General features: G+C 41.5%; 24 protein-coding genes. 22 read left to right on the forward strand and 2 right to left on the reverse strand.

Annotated elements, in window-relative coordinates; translation table 11 throughout:
* Positions 1 to 104: 104 nt before the first annotated feature.
* The 13 genes from ID12_RS10220 (at position 105) to ID12_RS10280 (ending at position 14,577) form a co-directional block, all read left to right on the forward strand.
* Positions 105 to 890, forward strand: coding sequence for an alpha/beta fold hydrolase (locus tag ID12_RS10220; protein ID WP_041093094.1), 786 nt, complete (start codon positions 105 to 107; stop codon positions 888 to 890).
* Between the two features lie 46 nt (positions 891 to 936).
* The gene (locus ID12_RS10225) at positions 937 to 1,245 is read left to right on the forward strand and encodes a metal-sulfur cluster assembly factor (protein ID WP_003211530.1); all 309 of its coding nucleotides are present in this window, start codon (positions 937 to 939) and stop codon (positions 1,243 to 1,245) included.
* Between the two features lie 116 nt (positions 1,246 to 1,361).
* Positions 1,362 to 2,807, forward strand: a complete 1,446-nt coding sequence (locus ID12_RS10230) for an FAD-binding oxidoreductase (RefSeq protein ID WP_050827142.1) — start codon at positions 1,362 to 1,364, stop codon at positions 2,805 to 2,807.
* Positions 2,804 to 3,352, forward strand: a complete 549-nt coding sequence (locus ID12_RS10235) for an MFS transporter (protein WP_048001695.1) — start codon at positions 2,804 to 2,806, stop codon at positions 3,350 to 3,352. The genes ID12_RS10230 and ID12_RS10235 overlap by 4 nt, the downstream gene beginning before the upstream one ends.
* A 138-nt stretch (positions 3,353 to 3,490) precedes the next feature.
* Positions 3,491 to 4,528, forward strand: a complete 1,038-nt coding sequence (argC, locus tag ID12_RS10240; protein WP_048001745.1) for an N-acetyl-gamma-glutamyl-phosphate reductase — start codon at positions 3,491 to 3,493, stop codon at positions 4,526 to 4,528.
* A 20-nt stretch (positions 4,529 to 4,548) separates the two neighbouring features.
* Entirely contained in the window at positions 4,549 to 5,769 is a 1,221-nt protein-coding gene (argJ, locus tag ID12_RS10245; protein WP_007499060.1) for a bifunctional ornithine acetyltransferase/N-acetylglutamate synthase, read from the forward strand.
* A 14-nt stretch (positions 5,770 to 5,783) separates the two neighbouring features.
* Positions 5,784 to 6,560 carry an acetylglutamate kinase gene (argB, locus tag ID12_RS10250; RefSeq protein WP_017360181.1) on the forward strand — a complete coding sequence of 259 codons (777 nt, stop codon included), beginning with the start codon at positions 5,784 to 5,786 and terminating at the stop codon, positions 6,558 to 6,560.
* Positions 6,557 to 7,708 (forward strand): acetylornithine transaminase, encoded by a 1,152-nt coding sequence (locus ID12_RS10255; protein ID WP_050827143.1) that lies wholly within the window; start codon positions 6,557 to 6,559, stop codon positions 7,706 to 7,708. The genes argB and ID12_RS10255 overlap by 4 nt, the downstream gene beginning before the upstream one ends.
* A 69-nt stretch (positions 7,709 to 7,777) precedes the next feature.
* Positions 7,778 to 8,839 (forward strand): carbamoyl phosphate synthase small subunit, encoded by a 1,062-nt coding sequence (locus ID12_RS10260; protein ID WP_017367005.1) that lies wholly within the window; start codon positions 7,778 to 7,780, stop codon positions 8,837 to 8,839.
* Positions 8,832 to 11,912 carry a carbamoyl-phosphate synthase (glutamine-hydrolyzing) large subunit gene (locus ID12_RS10265; RefSeq protein WP_050827144.1) on the forward strand — a complete coding sequence of 1,027 codons (3,081 nt, stop codon included), beginning with the start codon at positions 8,832 to 8,834 and terminating at the stop codon, positions 11,910 to 11,912. Before ID12_RS10260 ends, ID12_RS10265 begins: the two co-directional genes overlap by 8 nt.
* A complete protein-coding gene (gene argF, locus ID12_RS10270; protein WP_017360177.1) occupies positions 11,909 to 12,859 on the forward strand; it encodes an ornithine carbamoyltransferase in 951 nt (316 codons plus the stop codon). The genes ID12_RS10265 and argF overlap by 4 nt, the downstream gene beginning before the upstream one ends.
* 103 nt (positions 12,860 to 12,962) lie before the next feature.
* Positions 12,963 to 13,142: a YjzC family protein gene (locus tag ID12_RS10275; RefSeq protein WP_008348517.1), complete on the forward strand. Its 180-nt coding sequence runs from the start codon at positions 12,963 to 12,965 to the stop codon at positions 13,140 to 13,142.
* Between the two features lie 169 nt (positions 13,143 to 13,311).
* Positions 13,312 to 14,577 (forward strand): MFS transporter, encoded by a 1,266-nt coding sequence (locus tag ID12_RS10280; protein ID WP_007499050.1) that lies wholly within the window; start codon positions 13,312 to 13,314, stop codon positions 14,575 to 14,577.
* A gap of 119 nt (positions 14,578 to 14,696) precedes the next feature.
* Here ID12_RS10280 and ID12_RS10285 read toward each other — a convergent pair whose 3' ends face one another.
* On the reverse strand, positions 14,697 to 14,891 hold the full coding sequence (locus ID12_RS10285) for a YjzD family protein (RefSeq protein ID WP_008348514.1): 195 nt from the start codon (positions 14,889 to 14,891) through the stop codon (positions 14,697 to 14,699).
* Positions 14,892 to 15,103: 212 nt separating this feature from the next.
* Between ID12_RS10285 and ID12_RS10290 the strand changes: the two genes are divergently transcribed.
* From ID12_RS10290 to ID12_RS10305, 4 genes are all read left to right on the forward strand, one after another.
* A complete protein-coding gene (locus tag ID12_RS10290) occupies positions 15,104 to 15,844 on the forward strand; it encodes a hypothetical protein (RefSeq protein WP_007499048.1) in 741 nt (246 codons plus the stop codon).
* A gap of 75 nt (positions 15,845 to 15,919) precedes the next feature.
* Entirely contained in the window at positions 15,920 to 16,495 is a 576-nt protein-coding gene (locus tag ID12_RS10295; protein WP_017360175.1) for a hypothetical protein, read from the forward strand.
* 90 nt (positions 16,496 to 16,585) lie between these two features.
* On the forward strand, positions 16,586 to 17,551 hold the full coding sequence (locus ID12_RS10300) for a BMP family ABC transporter substrate-binding protein (protein WP_008348509.1): 966 nt from the start codon (positions 16,586 to 16,588) through the stop codon (positions 17,549 to 17,551).
* A gap of 11 nt (positions 17,552 to 17,562) precedes the next feature.
* The gene (locus ID12_RS10305; RefSeq protein ID WP_008348507.1) at positions 17,563 to 17,760 is read left to right on the forward strand and encodes a ComZ family protein; all 198 of its coding nucleotides are present in this window, start codon (positions 17,563 to 17,565) and stop codon (positions 17,758 to 17,760) included.
* A 202-nt stretch (positions 17,761 to 17,962) separates the two neighbouring features.
* On the opposite strand, the gene ID12_RS10310 is transcribed toward ID12_RS10305, so the two are convergent.
* Positions 17,963 to 18,196, reverse strand: a complete 234-nt coding sequence (locus ID12_RS10310) for a hypothetical protein (protein WP_017360173.1) — start codon at positions 18,194 to 18,196, stop codon at positions 17,963 to 17,965.
* Positions 18,197 to 18,365: 169 nt separating this feature from the next.
* Between ID12_RS10310 and ID12_RS10315 the strand changes: the two genes are divergently transcribed.
* From ID12_RS10315 to ID12_RS10335, 5 genes are all read left to right on the forward strand, one after another.
* Positions 18,366 to 19,304: a beta-ketoacyl-ACP synthase III gene (locus ID12_RS10315; RefSeq protein ID WP_008348504.1), complete on the forward strand. Its 939-nt coding sequence runs from the start codon at positions 18,366 to 18,368 to the stop codon at positions 19,302 to 19,304.
* A gap of 21 nt (positions 19,305 to 19,325) precedes the next feature.
* Positions 19,326 to 20,567: a beta-ketoacyl-ACP synthase II gene (gene fabF, locus ID12_RS10320; RefSeq protein WP_007499040.1), complete on the forward strand. Its 1,242-nt coding sequence runs from the start codon at positions 19,326 to 19,328 to the stop codon at positions 20,565 to 20,567.
* Between the two features lie 77 nt (positions 20,568 to 20,644).
* Complete coding sequence (locus tag ID12_RS10325; protein ID WP_046527014.1) at positions 20,645 to 21,439, forward strand: DUF2268 domain-containing putative Zn-dependent protease; 795 nt, start codon at positions 20,645 to 20,647, stop codon at positions 21,437 to 21,439.
* A gap of 170 nt (positions 21,440 to 21,609) precedes the next feature.
* Entirely contained in the window at positions 21,610 to 22,590 is a 981-nt protein-coding gene (locus tag ID12_RS10330) for an ABC transporter ATP-binding protein (protein ID WP_050827145.1), read from the forward strand.
* Positions 22,591 to 22,613: 23 nt separating this feature from the next.
* Positions 22,614 to 23,609: an ABC transporter ATP-binding protein gene (locus ID12_RS10335; RefSeq protein ID WP_050827684.1), complete on the forward strand. Its 996-nt coding sequence runs from the start codon at positions 22,614 to 22,616 to the stop codon at positions 23,607 to 23,609.
* The last annotated feature ends 74 nt before the right edge of the window (positions 23,610 to 23,683 follow it).

A 23,683-nucleotide genomic window follows, 5' to 3' on the forward strand; every position in this document is an offset into this window, starting at 1 on the left:
AGCTGGTGCGGGTGCCTCCACCTATAGTGTATCTTTATCACATCTTCGTTGTCTACATGTTAAAATAAACAAAGACGGGAATGATAAAGGAGGATTCATAGGCTGTGATCACCATTGATGAGCAAATGACACACGATATTCCATTTTTACATATCGTAAAAGCTGAAAATAAAGATAAACCACTGCCACTTGTATTTTTTATACATGGATTTACAAGTGCACGCGAGCACAACTTACACTTCGCCTTTCATTTGGCGGAAAAAGGCATGAGAGTCATTTTGCCTGACTGTGCTTATCATGGTGTAAGATCAGAAAACCTCAGCTTAGAGGAGCTGGCATCAAAGTTTTGGGAAATCGTCCTGAACGAAATACGTGAAATCGATATCTTAAAAACATATTTTCAAGAAAAACAATTGATTGAAGCCGATCTAATAGGTGTTGCAGGTACTTCCATGGGAGGCATCACGACCTTTGGTGCACTCGCAAAACATGATTGGATTAAAGCGGCAGTCAGCTTGATGGGCAGTCCGAAATATACGACATTCCTACAAGCACAAATTATGGACATGCGGCACAAAGGGTTGATGAAAGAGATTACAGATGAAGAGGTTCATCAGCAATTAGACGCGCTGCGTCCTTATGATTTAACGCTACAAACAGATCGATTAAACAAAAGACCGCTGTTATTCTGGCATGCAGAAAACGATCCAGTTGTCCCTTACAGACATGCAAAAGCTCTTTATGACGAGTTAGCAGAAACCCAATATAAAGAAGATCCGCACCTGATTCGTTTTATTACAGATGGACAGGCTGGCCATAAGGTCTCAAGACAAGCGATGTTTGAAACCATTGACTGGTTTGTGACACACCTGAAAAGCACAAACGTTTAGCCAAAAGGAAAAGTACGTTATACTAGTTGAAAAAGGAGTGGATATCATGGATGAAGCATTGAAAGAAAATATTTTAGGCGCCCTAGAACAGGTGATTGACCCTGAGTTAAACGTAGACATCGTCAACCTTGGACTTGTCTATGATGTCGATCTTGATGAGAATGGAAAAGCGGATATCACAATGACTTTAACATCAATGGGCTGTCCCCTTGCACCAGTTATCGTCGATGAAGTCAAAAAAGCATTAAGCGACTTGCCTGAAGTGAAAGAAACAGAAGTTCACATCGTATGGAATCCACCTTGGACACGTGACAAAATGTCAAGATACGCTAAAATTGCGCTTGGTATTCAATAAGTAAATACGACCTGGTATGAGTAGAACTCGTACCAGGTTTTTTTATGAAAAATTAAGGTAGAGGAGGAGTATGGCTTGATATAATGGATGTAATTTTATAGAACGGAGTACCTATAATGAAACGAAAGTGGATATGGATCGTCCTTTTGATGGGATATGGTGCTGCCTTTTTTGCATCAGTCTCTATACGTGAAGATCAAGCACACAAAAGACAAGGACTTGAGGCGTTTACAGATGTGAGTCACCTCATGCCGGTCAAAATAAAAAAAGTCGTGCAAGGAAAAGAAATAGAATCTTTAAAAGAAGTATTAGAAGAAGCAAAAGAGAAGAATCTGCCCATTTCAATCGCCGGAAAGCAGCATAGTATGGGCGGCCACACGTATTATGAAAATGGCATTGTACTAGACATGACGAAATTTCGCCGAATCGTATCATTTAATGAAAAAAAGAAGACCATTCGGGTCCAGAGCGGCGCCACATGGGATGATATTCAAACATATGTGAACCCATATGGTCTTGCAGTAAAGGTGATGCAATCTCAAAACATCTTTACGATTGGTGGCTCGTTAAGTGCAAATGCACATGGACGTGACATTCGCTACGGCTCACTTATTGACACTGTGCGCTCTTTCACACTGTTAAAAGCAGATGGAGAGATCATCACAGTAAAGCCTAGCGATGATTTATTTACTGCCGTGATTGGAGGATACGGCTTATTCGGTGTCATTTTAGATGTTGAGCTTTCCTTAACAAAGGATGAATTATATAAAATGGAGACAACCTCTCTACACTTCGATGAATACACTGATTATTTTCAAAAGCATGTAAAGAACAATAAAGAAGTGCGCATGCATCTCGCAAGAATCTCTACAGCGAAAACAAATTTTTTGAAAGAGATGTATGTGACGAATTATTCACTTACTTCTGATCAACAGATCGATCCATACCGCGAGCTCAAAGAAGATCAGCTCGTCATCCCTTTAAAATTTATGCTCGGCCTTTCGAGAAGATTTGATATGGGGAAAGATTTGCTATGGAACTTGCAAAAGAAGTATTTTCAAAGTCAAAATGACCAGCTGATCACAAGAAATAACGTGATGCGGTCTGATTCTGCTTTTTTAGAATATGAAAATGAGTCAGATACCGATGTGCTTCAAGAATACTTTGTTCCAGTTGATCGTTTTCGTGCGTATATCGATTACATGAGAGGGTTTTTACAACAGGAAGAATTGAATTTAATGAACATCACGATCCGCTACGTACAAAAAAATGAAAAAGCGGATCTCTCATATGCGAAAGAAGATATGTTTGCACTTGTTTTGTTAGTGAATTATGGTTTTGAGAAAGAAGAGAAGGCAGAAGCAGAGCGGGTCATCCGGCAAATGACAGATATCACCTTGCGGCACCATGGAAGCTATTACTTACCATACATGCCTTATCAAACGAAAGCACAAATGAAACAAGCGTATCCAAAAACCGATCTATTCTTTCAAAAGAAAAAGCAAGCAGATCCAGATGGCAGATTTATCAACTACTTTTATGAAAGGTACAATACACAATGAATGCTAAAGCAATGAAATGGTTCGTCTATTCACAAAGTCTACTGTTTTTCGCCAGTAGTCTCATTTTCCCTTTTTATATTCTTTTTATTAAAAATGTTGGGTCGAGCTATTCTCAATTTGGTCTTGCTTATGGTCTGTTTGGTTTGAGCGGTGCGTTCATTCATTTATTATTAGGAAAACTTCCTGAAACGACCGACAGGCGTCTCTTTTTAATCATTCATTCGTTTGGTATGGCGTTTCTTCTTCTCCTTTTTCCACATATCACAGAAGTAGAGCAAGTTTATATGATTCAGATTGCCTTAGGTGTGCTAGGTGGTGTTCAGAAGCACGGAGAGAAACTGCTCGTCACCGAACTCACAAATGAGAAGAAGCGAATGAAAGAAGTTGGGCACTATCATTTTTGGACAGCGCTTTTTTCATCTATCGCCATCATGCTTGGCGGCCTGTTTGCTGATTTTTTCACCATTCATTTGATTTTTTATGCAAGTTCCCTATTATATTTATGCAGTGCGCTTTTGGTTCTCAATATGAAGAACAATAGATAAAATCCGCATGTCTCACGAAGATATGTGGATTTTTTTATGAAAAAAAATGAAAACAAATATTAAATATACAATTGAATTAATTTTTATACATGTTATAATGTTAAATAATTTCACAAAGATCAAGAGGGTGTATTGACGTTGAAAATAGGTATTATAGGTGCTACAGGGTACGGTGGTGCGGAATTAGTTCGTATCTTTAAGCAGCATCCACATGTGGAGGAATGTATATTGTATTCATCAAGTGGTGATGGGCAATTATACAGTCAATCTTATCCGCATCTGACAACGATTACTGACCAAACATTAAAAGCCATTGATCCGGCTGCCATTGTGCAAGAAACAGATGCTGTGTTTTTAGCGACACCAGCAGGCGTTTCAAGTGAACTCACACCGAAGCTCATGAATCAAGGGGTGCCAATTATTGATTTATCAGGTGACTTGCGCATTCAAGATGGGGCCGTTTATGAAGCGTGGTATAAACGAAGGGCAGCGGATGATGCATCGGTTCAACAAGCTGTATACGGATTATCTGAATTGAATCGTGATACCATTAAGCAAGCGGAAGTCATTGCAAACCCAGGCTGCTTTCCTACTGCAGTTCTTCTAGGTTTAGCACCGCTGATGAAACAGAATTTAATCGATGAATCTATGATCATAATAGATGCAAAAACCGGGGTGTCCGGTGCAGGACGATCAGCCTCACTTGGCACACATTTTTCAGAGCTGAACGATAACTTTAAAATTTATAAGGTGAATGAACATCAGCACACACCTGAAATAGAACAAGTACTTAGAGAATGGAACCCGCAAACGGCGAACATCACATTTTCAACACATCTTGTCCCGATGACAAGAGGGATTATGGCGACGATGTATACACAATTGAAAGCAGATGTCACAAAAGTAGAATTAATGAAACGGATGAAGGACTTTTATGAAGATTCCTATTTTGTAAGAGTGAGAGATCATGGGATATATCCGCAAACAAAAGAAGTATACGGCAGTAACTTCTGTGACATTGGTTTTCATTTAGATGAGCGAACAGGCAGACTGACGATTGTATCTGTCATAGATAATCTCATGAAAGGCGCAGCCGGCCAAGCGGTTCAAAACTTCAATATCATCAAAGGCTTACATGAAGAGGCGGGCCTCACAATGACACCTCTCTATCCATAAGAACAGGGGAGACAACAAACATGATCGAATTGAATGAAAAAAGTATTGTCAAAATAGACGGGGACGTATCATCACCAAAAGGTTTTGAAGCAAAGGGGATTCATATAGGATTACGCTATTCAAAAAAAGACCTTGGCTTGATCATCAGTGAAGTACCAGCAGCGAGTGCAGCGGTATACACTCAAAGTCACTTTCAAGCTGCGCCTCTTCAAGTCACACAAAAAAGCTTGAAAAAGACGGGCAAACTAAAAGGTGTCATTGTCAATAGTGCGATCGCCAACGCATGTACAGGTGAGCAGGGATTAAAAGATGCATACGACATGCAGGCAGCCTGTGCAGACATGTTAGGGACAGAGCCTGATTACATTGCTGTTTCTTCTACTGGTGTCATTGGAGAGTGTCTGGATATGGATAAAATCAAAACAGGCATCGCTCAGCTAAAAGAAGCAAAAGCAGGAAATGGCCACTTTGAAGAAGCGATTCTAACAACAGATACAGTCATTAAAAATACGACATACTCCTTGACGATAGACGGGAAAGAGATTCTCATTTCTGGTGCAGCAAAGGGCTCTGGTATGATTCATCCGAACATGGCAACAATGCTCGGGTTTGTCACAACCGATGCAAATGTCGAACAAGAAGCTTTGCAAAATGCTCTTCGTGACATTACAGATGTGACGTTTAATCAAATTACCGTCGATGGAGAAACATCAACTAACGATATGGTGCTTGTGATGGCAAATGGAATGGCAGAAAACCAGGCACTGAATGAAGAACATCCAGAATGGCCATTGTTTAAAGAAGGATTAAAACTAGCCTGCGAAGATCTAGCAAAAGAGATTGCAAGAGACGGAGAAGGCGCAACTAAATTAATCGAAGCGAAAGTTGTTGGTGCAAAAAACAACTTAGAAGCTGGTATTATTGCAAAAAAAATCGTAGGTTCAAGTCTTGTGAAAACAGCCGTATACGGTACGGACGCCAACTGGGGCCGGATTGTCGGAGCAATCGGTCATAGCGCAGCTTCTGTCACGCCAGAAGAGGTGGAAGTTTACTTAGGCGGGCAATGTCTGTTTAAACATAATGAACCCCAGTCTTTCTCAGAAGAGGAAGCAAAAGCGTATCTAGAGCAGGATGAGATTACGATTTTCATTCAAATGAATGAAGGAAATGGTGAAGCGGCCGCATGGGGCTGTGACCTTACCTATGATTATGTGAAAATTAACGCGAGCTATCGCACATAATGAAGGAGATAGACATGGATAAAACGATCGTGTTCAAGTGTGGAGGCAGTGTCATTCGAGAACTTTCCGATACCTTTTATGAAAATGTCCGCTCACTTCAAGCTGCTGGATTTAAACTGGCTATCGTACATGGCGGAGGTCCTGAAATCACGAGCATGCTGCAAAAATTAGAAGTGAAAACGGAATTTGTAGATGGACAGCGCAAAACAACAAAGCCGGTGTTAGAGGTAGCCGAAATGGTCCTTTCAGGAACGGTGAATAAATACTTTGTTTCAGAGCTGGCAAAGCATGATATATCATCTGTCGGTGTATCTGGTAAAGATGGACAGATGCTTGTCGCCGATTTTCTCGATCAAGATGTATATGGGTACGTTGGCGAAATCAAAGAAGTCAATCCAGAGATGGCAGAAGCACTAATGGAGAAACAATTCATTCCCGTCATTGCGCCGCTATCTATGACCGAAGAATGCCAAACGTTAAATGTAAATGCTGATCTTGCAGCATCAGCAGTCGCAGGAGCTATGAAAGCTGATAAGCTCATGTTTGTCACAGATGTGGAAGGAATTTTAAAAAATGGTGAGCTGTTAGACGTTGTCACCGAACAAGAAGCGCTCAAGCTCATCGATGAAGGTATTATTTCCGGGGGAATGATTCCAAAAGTGCAATCTGCGCTAAGTGCTTTATCAGGAGATGTGGATGAAGTCATGATTGTGAATGGAAAAGGCAGTATTTTTACAGGAGATACCTTTAAAGGAACTCGAATTGTAAAACAAAAGGAGGCGGTCCTGTGAGTCATCTCTTTCAAACGTACGGACGGTGGAATGTTGAAATTAAAGAGGCAGAAGGTTCTTGGGCAGTTGATACAACTGGGAAAAAATATTTAGACTTTATACAAGGCATTGCGGTCACGAATTTAGGTCACAATCATCCAAAGGTCAATCAAGCCATCAAGAAGCAGCTTGACGAGGTCTGGCACGTATCAAATCTATTTGAAAATGGACTGCAAGAAAAAGCAGCGGAAAAGCTGGCAGCAAACAGTTCAGGAGATCTCGTATTTTTCTGCAACAGCGGGGCTGAAGCGAATGAAGGGGCTATCAAATTGGCCCGAAAAGCAACAGGTAAAACAAATATTGTGACGTTTTTGCACTCTTTCCATGGGCGCACGTATGCTGGTATGGCTGCCACAGGTCAAGATAAAATCAAAACTGGTTTTGGACCGATGCTGGAAGGCTTTCATTATATACCGTTTAATGACCCTGAAGCGATCACAGCGTGTGAAATCGATGATGTCGCAGCTGTCATGCTGGAAGTGGTGCAAGGTGAAGGTGGAGTGAATCCAGCTACAGCTGAATTTCTAGAAGCCGTTCAAACGTTTTGCAAAAAACATCAAGCACTTCTGATTGTAGATGAAATCCAAACGGGTATTGGGCGAACAGGGACAGCATTTGCCTATGAGCAATCGGGACTTGATCCTGATATTATTTCAGCCGCAAAAGGTTTAGGAAATGGGTTTCCAGTCGGTGCAGTGATAGGGAAAAAAGCTTTAGGGGATGCATTTTCTCCAGGCTCTCATGGCACAACATTTGGTGGGAATATGCTCGCTATGTCAGCTGTGAACGCAACCCTTGATGTGATATTCAAAGAAGACTTTCTTTCAGAAGTGAAAGAAAAGGGTGCGTATCTCTTAAAGAGACTGCAAGAAGTCAAACAGCTGAATATCGTGAAAGAAGTACGGGGCAAAGGATTAATGGCAGGGATTGAGTGTCACCAGCCAGTAGGTGATTACATCACAGCCCTTCGAGCGCAAGGTTTGCTGGTGCTTCCAGCTGGTCCGAATGTCATTCGTTTATTACCTCCACTGAATGTCAAAAAAGTTGAATTGGATCAAGCAATAGAAGTGGTCATTCAAGTGTTAGCAAATGAAGCAGTAACGGTCTAAATTTTTTTACACTAGAACGCATAAACATGCATTTATATTATTAATTATTCAATATGGGGTGACACAAGCATGAAAGGTTATTTAAATTTAGAAGATGGAGCCTCTTTTGAAGGAGATCTGACAGGAGAAGCTGGCATGACAGGTGAAGTGGTCTTTTTTACAGGGATGACAGGTTATCAAGAGGTGCTCACAGATCCTTCTTATAAAGGACAAATCATTGTCTTCACATATCCGCTCATCGGAAATTACGGCATCAATCATGAAGACTTTGAGAGCAAAAAACCACAAGTAAAAGCGGTCGTTGTCTATGAGGCAGCTGACCATTTTTCTCATCACCTTGCAGCCGTAAGCTTAAAAGATTATTTACAGAAGTGGAACATTCCGCTTCTTACACATACAGATACTCGCGCAGTCGTGCAGAACATTCGAGCCAATGGAACGATGAATGCAGTGCTTAGTTTAGACGAAAATGAAACGCCACCTGCAATGAAGCAAGACAATGTGGTTGAGCAGGTCACAGAAGATGAAGTATACACACAAGGCAGCGGCGAGGATCATGTAGCGCTCATTGATTTTGGCTTTAAAAAATCAATTGCGGACTCACTCGAAGCGCGCGGCTGTAAAGTCACAGTGATTCCGTACAAACAAATGGAAAAGGTATTTGATATCAAGCCAGATGCGATCCTTTTGTCAAATGGACCTGGAGATCCAAAAACAATGAAGCCATATTTAAAAACCATTCATGACATCATGATGACCTTCCCGACACTAGGCATTTGCTTAGGTCATCAATTAATTGCTCTTGCGCTTGGCGGGGATACGTATAAGCTTCCTTTTGGCCACCGCGGAGCGAATCATCCGGTACAAGATACAGAATCAAAACGTGTCTTTATGACAAGCCAAAATCATAGCTATGTGGTCAATGAAAAAAGCATGAATGACAAAGAAGTGGACGTCAAATTCCTCCACGTGAATGACGGATCTGTTGAAGGATTCATTCATAAAGAGAAGCTGATAATGTCCGTTCAATTTCATCCAGAAGCACATCCAGGCCCTGCAGAAAGTGAATGGGTATTCGATGATTTTATTGAGAAAGTGAAACAAGCAAGGAGAGAAGTCGCACATGCCTAAAGATCAAAGCATACAAACCATTCTAGTCATCGGGTCCGGTCCAATCATCATTGGTCAGGCAGCAGAATTTGATTACTCAGGGACACAAGGTTGTATGGCCTTAAAAGAAGAAGGCTACAACGTCATTTTAGTGAATAACAACCCAGCAACCATTATGACAGACGAGTCATTTGCTGATGAAATTTATTTTGAACCGCTTTCAGTTGATTCAGTGACAAGAATCATTGAAAAAGAGAAACCAGATGGTCTTTTAGCCAATCTTGGCGGACAGACGGCTTTAAACCTTGCTGTCGAGCTGGAAAAAGCCGGTGTGCTGAAAAAGCATGGGGTAAAACTGCTCGGAACGTCAGTTGAAACAATTGAAAACGGTGAAGATCGTGAGAAATTCCGTGCTCTCATGAAGCATTTGAATGAACCTGTACCAGAAAGTGAAATTGTGGATAATGCGAAAGACGCCCTTCAATTTGCAAAAGAAGTGGGCTTTCCTGTCATTCTTCGACCAGCCTACACACTTGGTGGTAAAGGGGGAGGCATCGCTTTAACTGAAGAGGCTTTTAAACCGCTGATTGAAGGTGCTCTTCTAGCGAGTCCGATTCATCAGTGCTTAGTTGAAAAAAGCATTGCTGGCTTTAAAGAAGTCGAGTATGAGGTCATGAGAGATCGTCAAAATACGTGTATCACTGTATGTAACATGGAAAATATCGATCCAGTTGGTGTGCATACAGGTGACTCGATTGTCGTTGCACCGTCACAGACATTAACGGATCAGGATTATCAAATGCTCCGCTCAGCAAGCTTAAAAATTATTTCAGCGCTTGATGTCGTTGGCGGCTGTAATATCCAATTCGCTCTTGATCCACTCAGCAAAGAATATTTTGTCATTGAGGTCAACCCTCGGGTCAGCCGGTCTTCTGCTCTTGCATCGAAAGCAACAGGCTATCCGATTGCCAAAATGGCGGCAAAACTTGCGGTCGGTTATACACTAGATGAATTGAAAAATCCGCTTACAGGAACAACGTATGCTAGCTTTGAACCGGCACTCGATTATGTCGTGGTGAAATTCCCGCGCTGGCCGTTCGATAAATTTAAACAGGCAGACCGGAATTTAGGCACAAAAATGAAGGCGACTGGTGAAGTCATGGCGATTGACCGTAATTTAGAATCTGCCATTCAAAAAGCAGTCGCATCACTTGAAATCAAAACAAAGGGCTTTCACTTGCCTGAACTGAAAGAACATTCGACTGAACAGTTATTTGAATTAATCAAAACACCGGACGATCGCCGTTTCTTCGCTGTCATGGAGCTGCTTTCCAGACAAGAAACCGTTGAAACGATTCATAAAACGACGAAGATTGATCTGTTTTTCTTACATGTCTTCAAGAATATGATCACACTCGAACAAGAATTGAAGAATCATCAGGGGACGCTATCCAAAAACACCTTAATAAAGGTGAAAGAAAAAGGTTTCCTTGATGAAACAATCGCTTCTCTGACGGATCGCAGTGAACAAGATATCAGACAGCTTCGCCAAGAGTATGGCATTGCCGCTTCATTTAAAATTGTCGATACATGTGCGGCTGAATTCGATGCAAAAACGAATTACTTCTATTCTACGTACTTTGGCAAAAGTGATGGAGAGCATCAAGAGAAAACAAAGCAGCGTGCACTCATCATTGGCTCCGGTCCGATTCGAATTGGGCAGGGAGTCGAGTTTGATTATAGTGCCGTTCACGGCGTTCTTACTCTACAAAAGCTTGGATTTGAAACCATCATGATGAACAACAATCCAGAAACGGTTAGTACCGATTATGAGATTGCAGATCGTTTATACTTTGAGCCGATCACGTTAGAACATATTTTAAACGTAGTTGAAGCGGAGCAAATTGATTTTGTCATCGTTCAATTTGGCGGGCAGACAGCAATCAATGTGGCGGAAGGTTTAGAAAAAGCCGGCGTTACCTTGTTAGGCACGTCCTTTGACACACTAGATGCATTAGAAGATCGCGATTTATTCTATCAGCTTCTTGATGAACTGAATCTTCCTCATGCAAAAGGAGATACAGCTCATTCAAAAGAAGAAGCACTGGGGCATGCTACAAGCATCGGGTACCCTGTTCTTATTCGTCCATCATATGTCATTGGTGGAATGGGCATGATCGTTGTTCATACAGAAGCTCAATTGGCAGAACTACTTGATCAGCCAGATCATTTACCTTATCCGATCTTAATTGATGAGTATGTCACTGGAAAAGAAGTGGAAGTGGATCTTATTTCAGACGGACAAACGACATTCATTCCAACAATCGTTGAGCATATTGAAAAAGCGGGCGTACACTCAGGTGACAGCTTTGCCATCTTGCCAAGTGTCTCTATTAGTGAAGACATCAAAGAGCAGGTGTATAACGCTTCTGAACAAATCGCAAAGAAATTAGCTTTTAAAGGCATTATGAATATTCAATTTGTGATAAAAGGGAACCAGGCGCTCGTATTAGAGGTGAATCCTCGGGCAAGCCGGACTGTTCCAGTTGTAAGTAAAGTCATGGGTGTTGACATGATCCCAATGGCGACTCAGCTGTTAGCTGGTGCAACGCTTGAAGAATTGAAACCGGCAACGAAGAATAAGGGGGGCACAGCTGTTAAATTCCCAGTCTTCTCCTCACATGCCATTCAAGATATCGATTTAAAGCTGACACCTGAAATGAAAGCGACGGGTGAAGGAATGTGTGTTGGAAAGAACGTCGAAAGCGCGTTGAAAAAAGTGTTTGCACCGATCTGGAAACAAAAAGGAAGCCTCTTTATACAAGGCAGTGAATTATTCGTAGATGAAGCAAAACGAGCAGGCTTTGACGTCTGGACTGGCAGCTTTGAATCGTGGCTGCAACAAGACGATAAATCGCTTCACATTCATTTAGGTAATGATGAAGAGGCAAAAGAACAGCGTGTAAAAGCACTCACACATGGTGTTCAAGTTCTAACCGAATATGAAACAGCGCAAGCGTTCCTGCAAGGAAAAGATGGAGATGTATCACCAGTATCTCTCCACGAATTATATAAAAAGGAAGTGACGGCATGAGCCAAGTCGACGTGCAACCGGCATTATACGGAAAAGACTTTTTATCGTTAAAAGACTTTTCGATCAATGACATTGCGTACTTAATTGAAAAAGCAGAAGAAATGAAACAACATCCATATCAAGATTTATTCAAAGGAAAAACATTAGCGATGATCTTTGAAAAATCTTCAACTAGAACCCGTGTCTCGTTTGAAGCGGGCATGACGCAGCTAGGCGGACATGCGCTCTTCCTCAGCTCAAATGATCTGCAAATTGGCAGAGGAGAAACGATTGGTGATACAGCGCAGGTGCTGTCTGGGTATGTAGATGGCATTATGATTCGAACCTTTGAACATGAGAAGGTAGAAGAACTTGCAAAATACGCCTCTATTCCAGTGATCAACGGACTAACGGACTACTCTCATCCATGTCAGGCACTGGCTGATTTACTGACGATTAAAGAAGCAAAAGGCACACTAAAAGGTGTGAAAGTGGCGTACATCGGTGATGGGAATAATGTGGCTCATTCCTTAATGGTTGGCTGCGCGCAGTTAGGCTGTGACATTGCCGTTGCATCACCAAAAGGCTATGAACCTCTTCAAGAAGTGACAGAGACTGCCCAGGCGTTTGCAAAACAATCAGGCGCAGAAGTCATCGTCACAACAGATCCAGTAGCTGCTGTTCAGGATGCAGATGTCATTTATTCAGACGTATTTACAAGCATGGGACAGGAAGCTGAAACAGAGAAACGTCTAGCTGAATTTAAAGAATATCAAGTCAATGAGGAACTCATGCAACATGCAGCAGCAGATTATATCTTCCTTCATTGTCTGCCGGCACACCGAGGAGAAGAAGTGACGGCTGATATCATTGATGGACCACACTCTAAAGTATTCCAGCAAGCAGAAAATCGCTTGCATGTGCAAAAAGCGTTAATCAAAGAGCTCATGTATCAACAACCTAAATAAATCACAAGTGTCCCTGTCTCGACTGAGCAGGGACTTTTTACATGTTGGATTGGAGAGACAATGGACGGGACATAATAACATCAATCGAGAAAGGAGGATGGAAATGGGTCAACAGCATCAGTTTAAATCTGGTAATAAGGCACCTAATAATGGTGTTTATATCGAAATCGGTGAGACCGGTAGTATGGTGAAAGATCCTTTAAAGATAAAGCTTAAAGCAGGAGACGTCTTTCCGGATAACTCGAACCATAACCGTGTTTGGACTTACCAAAGAAAGCCGTAAGCAATTGACTAAGAGTCCATATGAATAAGTCTTTAGAGGCATGTGTCATGCCTCTTTTTTCTTTATAATAAAAAACAATTAAGTTCCAATTTTCAAATAAATAGTATGAAAAAAAGAAAGATTAAGGTAAAATATGTAAGAATAGTATAAGGTTGAAAGGATTTGTGTGATGGAAAAGATGAATCTCAGTGAAAGTGTTTGGAATAAACGCTTCACCTCATTGTTCATATCAAGACTCATAAAAAATACAGGAGAAAGTTTTGCTTTTACATCCGTTCTTTGGTTATTGATTTTAAGAGGGGATGGAGCGCTCGGTACCGGACTTCTTCTAGCAGTGACAGTTCTTCCTTCATCATTGTTGGCCCCAATACTAGGACCTCTTATGAAAAGACATCATTTATCTAAATGGATGTTTGCTTCAGATGTCATTCGAGCAACCATTGTACTCATTATTCCACTACTGCATTTTTCGCACATATTGCCTCTATGGTTATTGATCTCATTAATGGTTATTCAATCGGCAACAGGTGCAGCCTATAACCCGGCTTCTGTGGCTATCCTTCCGCAGATTGTTCCAAAGCATCTCATTCAAAAAGCAAATGCGATCCTGCAATCATCTTTTGAAATTGTCGCACTTGCTGCGGTGATGGTCGCTGGTCTTTTGGTCAAATTAATTGGACCTGCAGATACGCTCCTGATCACCACTGCTTTATTTATCATATCGGGCTTGTTCATTATTGGCGTTAAACTCCAAAAGTCAGATGCAGAAAAAGCAGCAGACATTAAACAAGCAAAGAATACATATCTGTATAACTTAAAAAGAGGCTTTCTAGTCGTTAAAAATCATCATATTTTATTTGCACTGACCCTTTATTGTATTTTAATGAATGTCGCTGCAGCTCCGTGGCAGGCATTATCCGCTGTATATGTAGCAGAAGCGCTGCAAAGTGATTCAATGGTGTATTCCATTTTAAGAGGTGTCGCCGCAGTCGGTGCGTTTATGATGGGCTTTGCACTGGCGAAGGTGAAAATCAAAAGGTTTGGCTTGTTCTTTATTGTCGCAGGCATGATTGAAGGAGCTGCATTCTTTATCACTGGAATGAGTACATGGCTTCCAGTCGTTCTTCTAGCTTCCTTTATTTTTGGTGCAGCCGTCAGTGCGATCAATGTTCCAGAGATGGTCATTATTCAAACGTCTGTTGACCAAGAAGATCAGCCGCAAGTATATGCCGTGATCAATGCGTCATCAAATGTCTTTCTCCCGCTTGCAGCCGTCATATCGGGCGTCCTGGCAGAACGCTTTGGAGCAGGACCTGTCATTGCGGGGGGCGGTGTGCTTGAAATTTTATCGGGCATCGCGATCTTCCTGTTCACAGGGCTTGCGAAAAGCCATTTGTCAGCAGACAAACAGAAGTCCGAAACGGTTGAGGTGTAACTCAAAAACCCCCTGTAATTAACGGCAGGGGGTTTTAGCGTGCGCTCTCAACTTCTGGTCATCATTCTGAAAAAAAGAAAAAGAGCTAATCTCAAATCATTAGCTCTTTTCCAGCAATATTAAGAATGTTCTGTTGAACTTTCTGTTTCTTTCATTGGACTTACTTCAGCAAAGATGAATAAAATAACCGTAAACACTATGGCAAGAATGGAAGTTAACGTAAAATCATAAGCAGCTCCATTCATAGATGCAACGATGTAACCAGCCATATGTGTCAGCAGAAAAGTCCAAATGAGGGTGATAATGTAATGCATTATTCCACCGTCCTTTATGTAACAATCTATTGACTATCATACCATAGATACGAGTTCAGAGAAAAGACTGTTTTCCGCCTTTATGTGACCATTTTGAGACCTTCTACTATAAAAATAAAAAGAATTCTTCTGTCTTTAGGGGATTTCCTTATTCCTACAAGAGTTGTTGTTCATATCATAGAAAGCAGAATCACTGAAAGGAGGCTGGCCATATGGGTGTAAGCGAACGTTTTTTCCAGCTTGGTTCCCAGTGGAACGTCATTCACCTTCCTCAAAAACCAAATGGCTTTGGCATTCTAATCCTCGGTGACCGAAATCACTTTGTGCAGGAAAATACATCATTCTGGCTTCAGCATTACGGAAGAAACCAGCTTTTAACTGCTTTAAAGGATGAAGGATATACATTGTTTAATAGTCATCTTCATGGGAATCACTGGGGATGTGAAGATGCTGTTTTTAGTGCGAAACAGCTTGTTCATCACACATTAAAACAAGAAATATTAAACCGGGAAATTCATGTGCTGGCAGAGGGAATGGGTGCACTTGTCGCCATGAGTCTTGCCGAAGAAATGCCAGAAGTGCTAAGGTCTATAGCCATGATGAATCCATGTTTACACCTGCAAGCACAAAGAGAAAGAGAAAAGGAACACAAATTCTTCTACAAACAGTTCATGAAAGAACTCGCACAGAGCTATGGGTGCTCTGCAAAGGAAGCAGAAACGTATCCACTTCCTTCTTGCCCCGTTCATTCAGCTCATGTACCGATTCATATATGGCAGAGACTAAACGGCGCACCGTATGCCTATGAACTACATGCAAAGCCTTTTATTGATCAACATATGATGAATCCAGACCATTGTCAGATGGACCTTACCTTGCATATGTTTGATCATCCAAGAAGAATCTTTCAGTCCATTCACAAGTTTTATAAATCGCATGAAAGAGAATTGTAATGAATAGGATGATAACAGCCCTTCATGGAAAGGGCTCTTCTTTTTATTCGATATGCTAAAAAAGGGGACATGAACATGGAAACAGGACTGATCATAGGTGCAGATGAATTTTTTGGCCTGACACTTTGTGAATATATGATGAAAGAGGGCATACAAGTGGATATCACATATCCTAAGGAGAAGTCAGAGGAGCAAAAAATGTTATTAGAAGAGCGGATGATGTGGCTTGGCCGCAATGATCTTGTCCGCGTTATTGATGGTCAAGATAGGAAAGAGGCATATGACCTGATCTTTTTTCAATCAGATGATTCAATGAATAGAGAGACAGACCTCGAAGCGAAGCATGGCATATACCGCTTGTTTTACGAAGAACCCCAAAGCCATTCGCATGAACAAAGCGTTTCGGCTGTTATCCTTCCACGCATGTTTGGTCCGTGGTCACTCCATGAAGAGAGACGAACAAAGGATGATCACGCATTTTTTGTAGAAGATGTCGCAAAGGAGCTTTTAAAGTGGGCACGGACTGATCAAAGGCAGGAAATGATCCATCAATTGAAGGTAGAAAGACAAACAGGTGACAAACAAGCAGAAGAAATCATAGCAGAATGGAAAAGACAAAACTCAACATTTTTCGACAAAAAGCAAGAATGATCTTCCATCTTATCTTTTTTCAGTATAAAATAAACCTATATTTAACATACAGGTTCATGCCTGCGTGTTGCAAAGGGAGTTGAACATGGCATGAAGTACCAGCGGCTTGTCATGATCTTTTCGTTCCTTCTTCTTATGCTATCTGCCTGCTCGCAGGCGCCGTTAAAAGGACATATTGAGAAGGTGGGTTTACTCGTCCCCGATACGATTAATGATCAAGTTTGGGGAACGAAAGGTTATAAAGGCTTATTAAATATCCAATCAACATTTGGTGTAGATGTTTATTATAAGGAAGGGATGGTCGACAAGGAGAAAATCGTTGATGCCATTGAAGAATTTCATAAAAAAGGAGTCAATTTGATTATTGGCCATGGCAATGAATACAGCGAAATTTTCAACTTGATCAGTGAAGATTATCCGAAAACACAATTTATCACGGTCAATGGAGGCAAGCCTCAAGCTGATAATGTCACAAACGTCACGTTTAAAGGAGAAGCAATGGGCTTTTTCGGAGGCATGACAGCAGCACATATGTCCAAAACAAAAAAGATTGGTATTCTGGCTACATATGATTGGCAAAGTGAAGTAGACGGTTTTATCAAAGGTGCAAAATATCAGGACGAACATGTGCAAGTCCTAGCGGAATTTGTCGAAAACTGGGATGATGCTGACAAAGCGGTGAACCTCTATCAAAAATTGAAAAAACAAGGTGTAGATGTTGTGTATCCAGCAGGTGATGGTTATAATATCCCTGTCATTGAACAAATCAAAAACGACAATTTATCTGCGATCGGATATGTCACTGATCAATCCAACCTTGGAAGCCATACGGTGTTAACTAGCACAGTACAGCATGTCGATAAAGCGTACAGTATCATTGCGAAGAAGTTTAATGAAGGCAAGCTAAACGAACAAGGTGAGTACTCCTTTGACTTTAAAGAAGGAGTGATCGAAATGGGGAAATTTAGCTCAACCATAGACCGTGCTTTTGTGAAAGACATTGAGAAGGATATTGCGAATTACAAAAAAACAGGCAAATTGCCAAATGAAAAGTGAGGACGTTAAACATGCAACACGAAAAATCGATGGAGTTTTTACAAATTGCGATGAAGTATTTTCCACAAGCAAAAGAAGAATTAGATAAAGCAGGGATTCAGCTTGATCCACAAGCACTTCAGCCGCTTCTCTCTTTGTTTACATCTGTCATGCAAGAGGCATATGAGCTTGGAAAAGCAGATGCAGCATCAGAAAAAGCCACAGAATAGTGGCTTTCAGCGTGTAGACAAACCCTCGCATTCTTTGTCAGTCCTGCGCGCTGGTGCTCACGAATGACAAATTCGCTCCGCTCCAGTGCTCGTCCATCCTAGACTGCAAAGGTTTTCTATCACGCTGAGAAGAAGACAAAGGGCTAAAATATTTTAGCCCTTTGTCAACAATCAAAAAAAGCCACAGAATAGTGGCTTTTTTTTATGATAATTTTTTCTTGAAGGCACTAATCATAGGACCAACATCTTTAAACACAGGCTTCAGCTCATCGATGGAGTTCATAATGTTTCCAATTTGATTCATGACATGCATGTAGTCAATGGAGTCATCACTTGAAGAAGTCTCTGCACGCTCCTCCTTTTTTTCTATCTTGCTTTTCTCCTTTTCTAGCGGCTGACCAAACATCATTGCTGAGAAAATATCCTTTTGCGCCATATCACATGTTCCTTTCTACTATTGGTATATCATTAATCTATGAAAAAAGTGAGAGGAAAGGTTAGACGTTTGTATTGCCAAGGAGAAAAAAATAAGGTAAAATTAGTACCAGATACTAATATAAGATCACAATATCACATGCTCGTATGAGTAAAAGGAGTCTTATTCAATGAATGCTGGAATTATTGGCCTTGGCCGCTATATACCTGAAAAAGTATTAACAAATCGTGATTTAGAAAAAATGGTTGAAACTTCTGACGAGTGGATTCGTACTAGAACAGGTATAGAAGAAAGAAGAATTGCATCTGATGATGTCAATACATCTCATATGGCGCTTGCTGCTGCAAAAAAAGCATTAGCTGACGCAGATGTGGCTGCAGAAGATATTGATATGATTCTTGTAGCGACAGTTACGCCAGATCAAGCATTTCCGACAGTCGCTTGTATGATTCAAGAGCAGCTCGGTGCACATAAAGCATGTGCAATGGATATTAGCGCTGCCTGCGCTGGCTTTATGTATGGGCTTGTTACTGGAAAACAATTTATCGAATCAGGCACTTACAAACACGTGCTTGTCGTTGGTGTAGAAAAGCTTTCTCGCATTACCGACTGGGATGACCGCAACACAGCTGTTTTGTTTGGAGATGGAGCAGGTGCTGCTGTACTAGGAACAGTCAGCGAAGGAAAGGGAATTCTATCATTTGAGCTTGGAGCCGATGGAAGCGGCGGGAAGCACTTGTACTTAGATGAAAAAGATCATACAATCATGAATGGAAGAGAAGTATTTAAATTTGCTGTGAGACAAATGGGCGAGTCAAGCGTAAACGTGATTGAAAAAGCTGGACTATCAAAAGAAGACGTAGACTTCTTGATTCCGCATCAAGCAAACATTCGCATTATGGAAGCAGCACGCGAACGCTTAGAGCTGCCAGTTGAAAAAATGTCGAAAACAGTCCATAAATATGGAAACACATCAGCAGCATCCATTCCAATTTCACTATGTGAAGAAATCGAAGCCGGAAAAATTCATGACGGCGATGTGATTGTAATGGTTGGTTTTGGTGGCGGATTAACGTGGGGCGCAATCGCTATGCGATGGGGCCGATAAAAGAGTGGGGTGCACAAATTAATGGATAAGAAACGAGTAGTTGTTACAGGATTAGGTGCTTTGACACCTCTTGGCAACGATGTAGAGACAACATGGAAAAATGCTGTAGCAGGTGTATCAGGTGTTGGCCCGATCACACGTGTTGATTCAAGTGAATATACAGCAAAAGTAGCAGCAGAACTAAAAGATTTTAACATCGAAGATTACATGGAGAAAAAAGAAGCGAGAAAGATGGCACGCTTCACACAATATGCAGTCGTTGCTGCTCAAAAGGCTTTAGATGATTCACGCCTTGAAATTACAGATGAAAACGCACCTCGTGTTGGGGTATGGGTTGGATCTGGTATTGGCGGACTTGAAACATTCGAAGAGCAATTCGAAGTGTATTCGAATAAAGGAGCAAGACGCGTAAGCCCGTTCTTCGTTCCAATGATGATTCCAGATATGGCAACAGGCCAAATTTCAATTGCTCTTGGCGCAAAAGGGGTTAACTCTTGTACAGTAACAGCATGTGCAACAGGAACAAACTCCATTGGTGATGCCTTTAAAGTCATTCAGCGTGGAGATGCAGATGCGATGATTACAGGTGGAACAGAAGCACCGTTAACGAAAATGTCGTTTGCTGGCTTCTGTGCAAACAAAGCCCTTTCGACAAATCCTGATCCAGATACAGCAAGTCGTCCATTTGATAAAAACCGTGACGGATTTGTCATGGGTGAGGGAGCGGGAATTGTTGTTCTTGAAGAATTAGAGCATGCGTTAAAACGTGGTGCGACCATTTATGCAGAAATCGTTGGCTACGGCTCAACTGGAGATGCATACCATATCACAGCACCTGCTCCAAACGGAGAAGGCGGCGTACGTGCAATGAAAGAAGCCATTCGTGATGCAGGTTTAACAGTGGAAGAAATTGATTATATCAATGCCCACGGAACAAGCACACCGTATAATGATAAGTTTGAAACAATGGCGATTAAAGAAGTGTTTGGAGAGCATGCGAATCAGCTTGCGATCAGCTCGACAAAATCAATGACAGGTCATTTACTTGGCGCAGCAGGCGGAGTAGAAGCGATTTTCTCTGTTCTCGCGATTAAAGACAGTGTCATTCCGCCAACGATTAACCTTGAAACACCAGATGAAGAATGTGATCTTGATTATGTAGCAAATGAAGCACGTTCAAAAGAAGTACAAGTTGCGTTGAGCAACTCACTTGGTTTTGGCGGGCACAATGCGACAATTATCTTCAAAAAATACGAAGCGTAATATGTCTTAAGAAGGCGGTGATCTATAAACAGATCGCCGCCTTTTTGCATATGATGAAAATGGAGGTGTTCAGCGGTATGGGTCTGATCAATACACAATATCTCATTGAGCAATCATCATCATTTCAGGAGCTGGCGGCACGTTTTGTCCCTTATTTTAAAGGAGCGGAGAAAAAAGAAGGATCATCTATTCTCGCCCATTTACAACATCACGGAATGGTGCGATCATGGAACGCCTGCCAGGAAATGATCGACAAGCTCAAAGAAAAAGGGTATTTCCAGCTTGTGATGAAAGAATACAAAGCGCTGCAAAAAAAGTGGGGAGGTCCTGATGTCCCTGTCTTTATTTTGCCTGTTAATGAGAGCAGCAAAGAGATCAGAGAACAATTTTACTTTCAATCCGGCATGGCATTTGATGACAAAATCTTTCTTTTTTTATCCCCGCATACACCGAAGGAGCGAATCGGTACGTTGCTGACGCATGAATATCACCATGTATGCAGGTTGCATTTTCTCACGAAAGAAGAAAAAGATTTTACATTCCTTGATACAATCATGATGGAGGGGCTCGCTGAATATGCTGTGTATCATAGATATGGAGAAAGCTATACAGCAAAGTGGACGACTTTATATGACGAATCGCAGCTGCAGCGCATGTACAAGAAATGGGTATCCAGTCACCTTTATCAGAAAGTGCAGGACGACGAAAGGCTGATACAGAATCTCCTTTATGGAAAAGGGAACTACCCCAAAATGCTTGGCTATGCCACTGGATTTTATATCGTGAAAAAGTATTTCGATGAGCACCGAATCAGCGAGGAGTCTATGATTGCGGAGCCAGCGGAAACGTTTTTAAAGGCGATAGAATCGTAAAGACAAACATTCACAAAAAAAGTGACATATTACAATTTTACTAAATACTTCTTGATTTCGTCATGCTGATGTAATAATATACAAATATAAATTTTGATAATTCTTTTTATTCTAAAAAGACGGAATTTTTCGATTCGGTTCATTTGATCTATGGAGAAAGGGGCGAATGCATGAGCACACTGCTTGAAGTGCAAAACTTAAAAACCTATTTTTTTCGAAAAAAGGAACCAATACCTGCTGTTGATGGCGTTGATTTTAGTATCAAAAAAGGGGAAACAGTCGCATTAGTCGGTGAGTCTGGGTCTGGTAAAAGTATTACGTCTTTATCCATCATGGGTCTGATTAATGGGACTGGTGGGAAGATTATGGATGGTTCCATTAAGCTTGATGGAAAAGACCTTGTTACATATAGTGAAAAGGAATTGTGCAATATTCGCGGTAATGATGTATCCATGATCTTTCAGGAACCCATGACCTCACTTAATCCCGTCTTAACCATCGGGGAACAAATAACAGAAATCCTCATTTACCACAAAAAACTTTCAAAAAAAGAAGCGACCAAAAAAGCGATTGATTTGCTAAAGCTTGTAGGCTTTTCAAGGCCGGAACAAATCATCAAAGATTACCCGCACCGTTTATCCGGCGGTATGCGTCAACGAGTCATGATCGCCATTGCGCTAAGCTGTGATCCGAAGCTCCTCATTGCGGATGAGCCGACTACTGCTCTTGATGTGACCATACAAGCCCAGGTGCTGACCTTAATGAAAGATTTATGTTCGACCTTTGGTACATCTATACTTCTCATTACGCACGATTTAGGTGTTGTGTCGGAAGTAGCAGACCGCGTCATTGTCATGTACTGCGGACAGGTTGTTGAAAATGGAACCGTTGAAGAGTTGTTTGATCAGCCGCTTCACCCATACACAGAAGGACTGCTTGAATCCATTCCGGTCATTGACGGAGACATTCAGCCATTAACGGCGATAAAAGGAAATGTCCCTGCGCCAGATCAGCTTCCCGCAGGATGCCGTTTTGCGCCTAGATGCCCGAAAGTAATGGAACGCTGCATAGGTGAATTGCCCAAACTGGCAACCTTTGAAAATGGTAGAAGCGTCAGGTGTTTCTTATATGAGGAGGCAAGCCAAACATGACACTTGCTGAAAATCAACCATACATGACAGATCAATCTGAGAAAGAAACCATCCTGGAATTAAAAAATATACGAAAACACTTTCCGATTAAAGCTGGGGTGCTGCAAAAGAAAGTAGGAGCAGTCAAAGCGGTTGACGGCATCGACTTAAACATTTATAAAGGCGAAACGTTAGGCATCGTTGGAGAGTCTGGATGCGGTAAATCCACATTAGGACGGACGATGATTCGTTTATATGAACCAACAGAAGGACAAATTCTATTTAAAGGGCAAGATATCTCTCATGTATCTGAATCAAAGCTAAGACAATCAACAAGGAAAAACATCCAAATGGTTTTTCAAGATCCCTTTGCATCACTCAACCCTAGAAAAACACTTCGAAGTATCATCAAAGAACCCTACAAAACACATCACTTATATTCCTTAAAAGAAAGAAATGAAAAAGTAGAACAGCTTTTATCCAAAGTCGGCCTTCACCCAAGTTTTGCGAATCGATACCCGCACGAATTCTCCGGCGGACAAAGGCAACGGATCGGTATCGCTCGTGCACTTGCCATGAATCCTGACATGATCATCGCAGATGAGCCTGTATCAGCACTTGATGTATCCATTCAGGCGCAGGTCATTAATCTGATGGAGGAGCTTCAGGAGGAATTTGATCTTACCTATCTATTTATCTCTCACGATTTAAGTGTGGTCAGGCATATTAGCGATAGAGTCGGCGTCATGTATCTCGGCAAAATGATGGAGCTTGCCGATAAGCACAGTCTGTACGATGAACCGCTCCATCCGTATACACAGGCCCTGCTTTCTTCTGTTCCCGTCACCCGTAAAAAAGGGCAAACGAAAAGAGAACGCATTATGCTGCAAGGTGACCTGCCGAGTCCTGCGAATCCGCCAAAAGGCTGTGTATTTCACACAAGATGCCCGCATGCGAAAGAAATCTGTAAAGAAAAAGTACCAGCATTTGAGGAATTAAAAACGAACCACTTTGTTGCCTGCCACCTCTACAATGCTTGATCAAGCTTGTATGATCTCATCTTTGAGAGGGGGGATGAAACAGGATTCTGTCATTATTTTTAAAAAAAGATAGG

This window comes from Bacillus altitudinis, from assembly GCF_001191605.1.
In the GTDB taxonomy this organism is placed as follows: Bacteria; Bacillota; Bacilli; order Bacillales; family Bacillaceae; genus Bacillus; species Bacillus altitudinis.

What these genes read in the sequence shown, in the direction of transcription:
- ID12_RS10265 (WP_050827144.1), top strand. Translation starts at nt 8,832, where the DNA reads ATGCCTAAAGATCAAAGCATACAAACCATTCTAGTCATCGGGTCCGGT.
- ID12_RS10310 (WP_017360173.1), bottom strand. Translation starts at nt 18,196, where the DNA reads ATGGCGCAAAAGGATATTTTCTCAGCAATGATGTTTGGTCAGCCGCTA.
- argF (WP_017360177.1), top strand. Translation starts at nt 11,909, where the DNA reads ATGAGCCAAGTCGACGTGCAACCGGCATTATACGGAAAAGACTTTTTA.
- ID12_RS10285 (WP_008348514.1), bottom strand. Translation starts at nt 14,891, where the DNA reads ATGCATTACATTATCACCCTCATTTGGACTTTTCTGCTGACACATATG.
- ID12_RS10305 (WP_008348507.1), top strand. Translation starts at nt 17,563, where the DNA reads ATGCAACACGAAAAATCGATGGAGTTTTTACAAATTGCGATGAAGTAT.
- ID12_RS10260 (WP_017367005.1), top strand. Translation starts at nt 7,778, where the DNA reads ATGAAAGGTTATTTAAATTTAGAAGATGGAGCCTCTTTTGAAGGAGAT.
- argB (WP_017360181.1), top strand. Translation starts at nt 5,784, where the DNA reads ATGGATAAAACGATCGTGTTCAAGTGTGGAGGCAGTGTCATTCGAGAA.
- argJ (WP_007499060.1), top strand. Translation starts at nt 4,549, where the DNA reads ATGATCGAATTGAATGAAAAAAGTATTGTCAAAATAGACGGGGACGTA.
- ID12_RS10225 (WP_003211530.1), top strand. Translation starts at nt 937, where the DNA reads ATGGATGAAGCATTGAAAGAAAATATTTTAGGCGCCCTAGAACAGGTG.
- ID12_RS10290 (WP_007499048.1), top strand. Translation starts at nt 15,104, where the DNA reads ATGGGTGTAAGCGAACGTTTTTTCCAGCTTGGTTCCCAGTGGAACGTC.
- ID12_RS10330 (WP_050827145.1), top strand. Translation starts at nt 21,610, where the DNA reads ATGAGCACACTGCTTGAAGTGCAAAACTTAAAAACCTATTTTTTTCGA.
- ID12_RS10335 (WP_050827684.1), top strand. Translation starts at nt 22,614, where the DNA reads ATGACAGATCAATCTGAGAAAGAAACCATCCTGGAATTAAAAAATATA.
- ID12_RS10300 (WP_008348509.1), top strand. Translation starts at nt 16,586, where the DNA reads ATGAAGTACCAGCGGCTTGTCATGATCTTTTCGTTCCTTCTTCTTATG.
- ID12_RS10235 (WP_048001695.1), top strand. Translation starts at nt 2,804, where the DNA reads ATGAATGCTAAAGCAATGAAATGGTTCGTCTATTCACAAAGTCTACTG.
- ID12_RS10325 (WP_046527014.1), top strand. Translation starts at nt 20,645, where the DNA reads ATGGGTCTGATCAATACACAATATCTCATTGAGCAATCATCATCATTT.
- ID12_RS10280 (WP_007499050.1), top strand. Translation starts at nt 13,312, where the DNA reads ATGGAAAAGATGAATCTCAGTGAAAGTGTTTGGAATAAACGCTTCACC.
- ID12_RS10230 (WP_050827142.1), top strand. Translation starts at nt 1,362, where the DNA reads ATGAAACGAAAGTGGATATGGATCGTCCTTTTGATGGGATATGGTGCT.
- ID12_RS10315 (WP_008348504.1), top strand. Translation starts at nt 18,366, where the DNA reads ATGAATGCTGGAATTATTGGCCTTGGCCGCTATATACCTGAAAAAGTA.
- ID12_RS10295 (WP_017360175.1), top strand. Translation starts at nt 15,920, where the DNA reads ATGGAAACAGGACTGATCATAGGTGCAGATGAATTTTTTGGCCTGACA.
- fabF (WP_007499040.1), top strand. Translation starts at nt 19,326, where the DNA reads ATGGATAAGAAACGAGTAGTTGTTACAGGATTAGGTGCTTTGACACCT.
- ID12_RS10275 (WP_008348517.1), top strand. Translation starts at nt 12,963, where the DNA reads ATGGGTCAACAGCATCAGTTTAAATCTGGTAATAAGGCACCTAATAAT.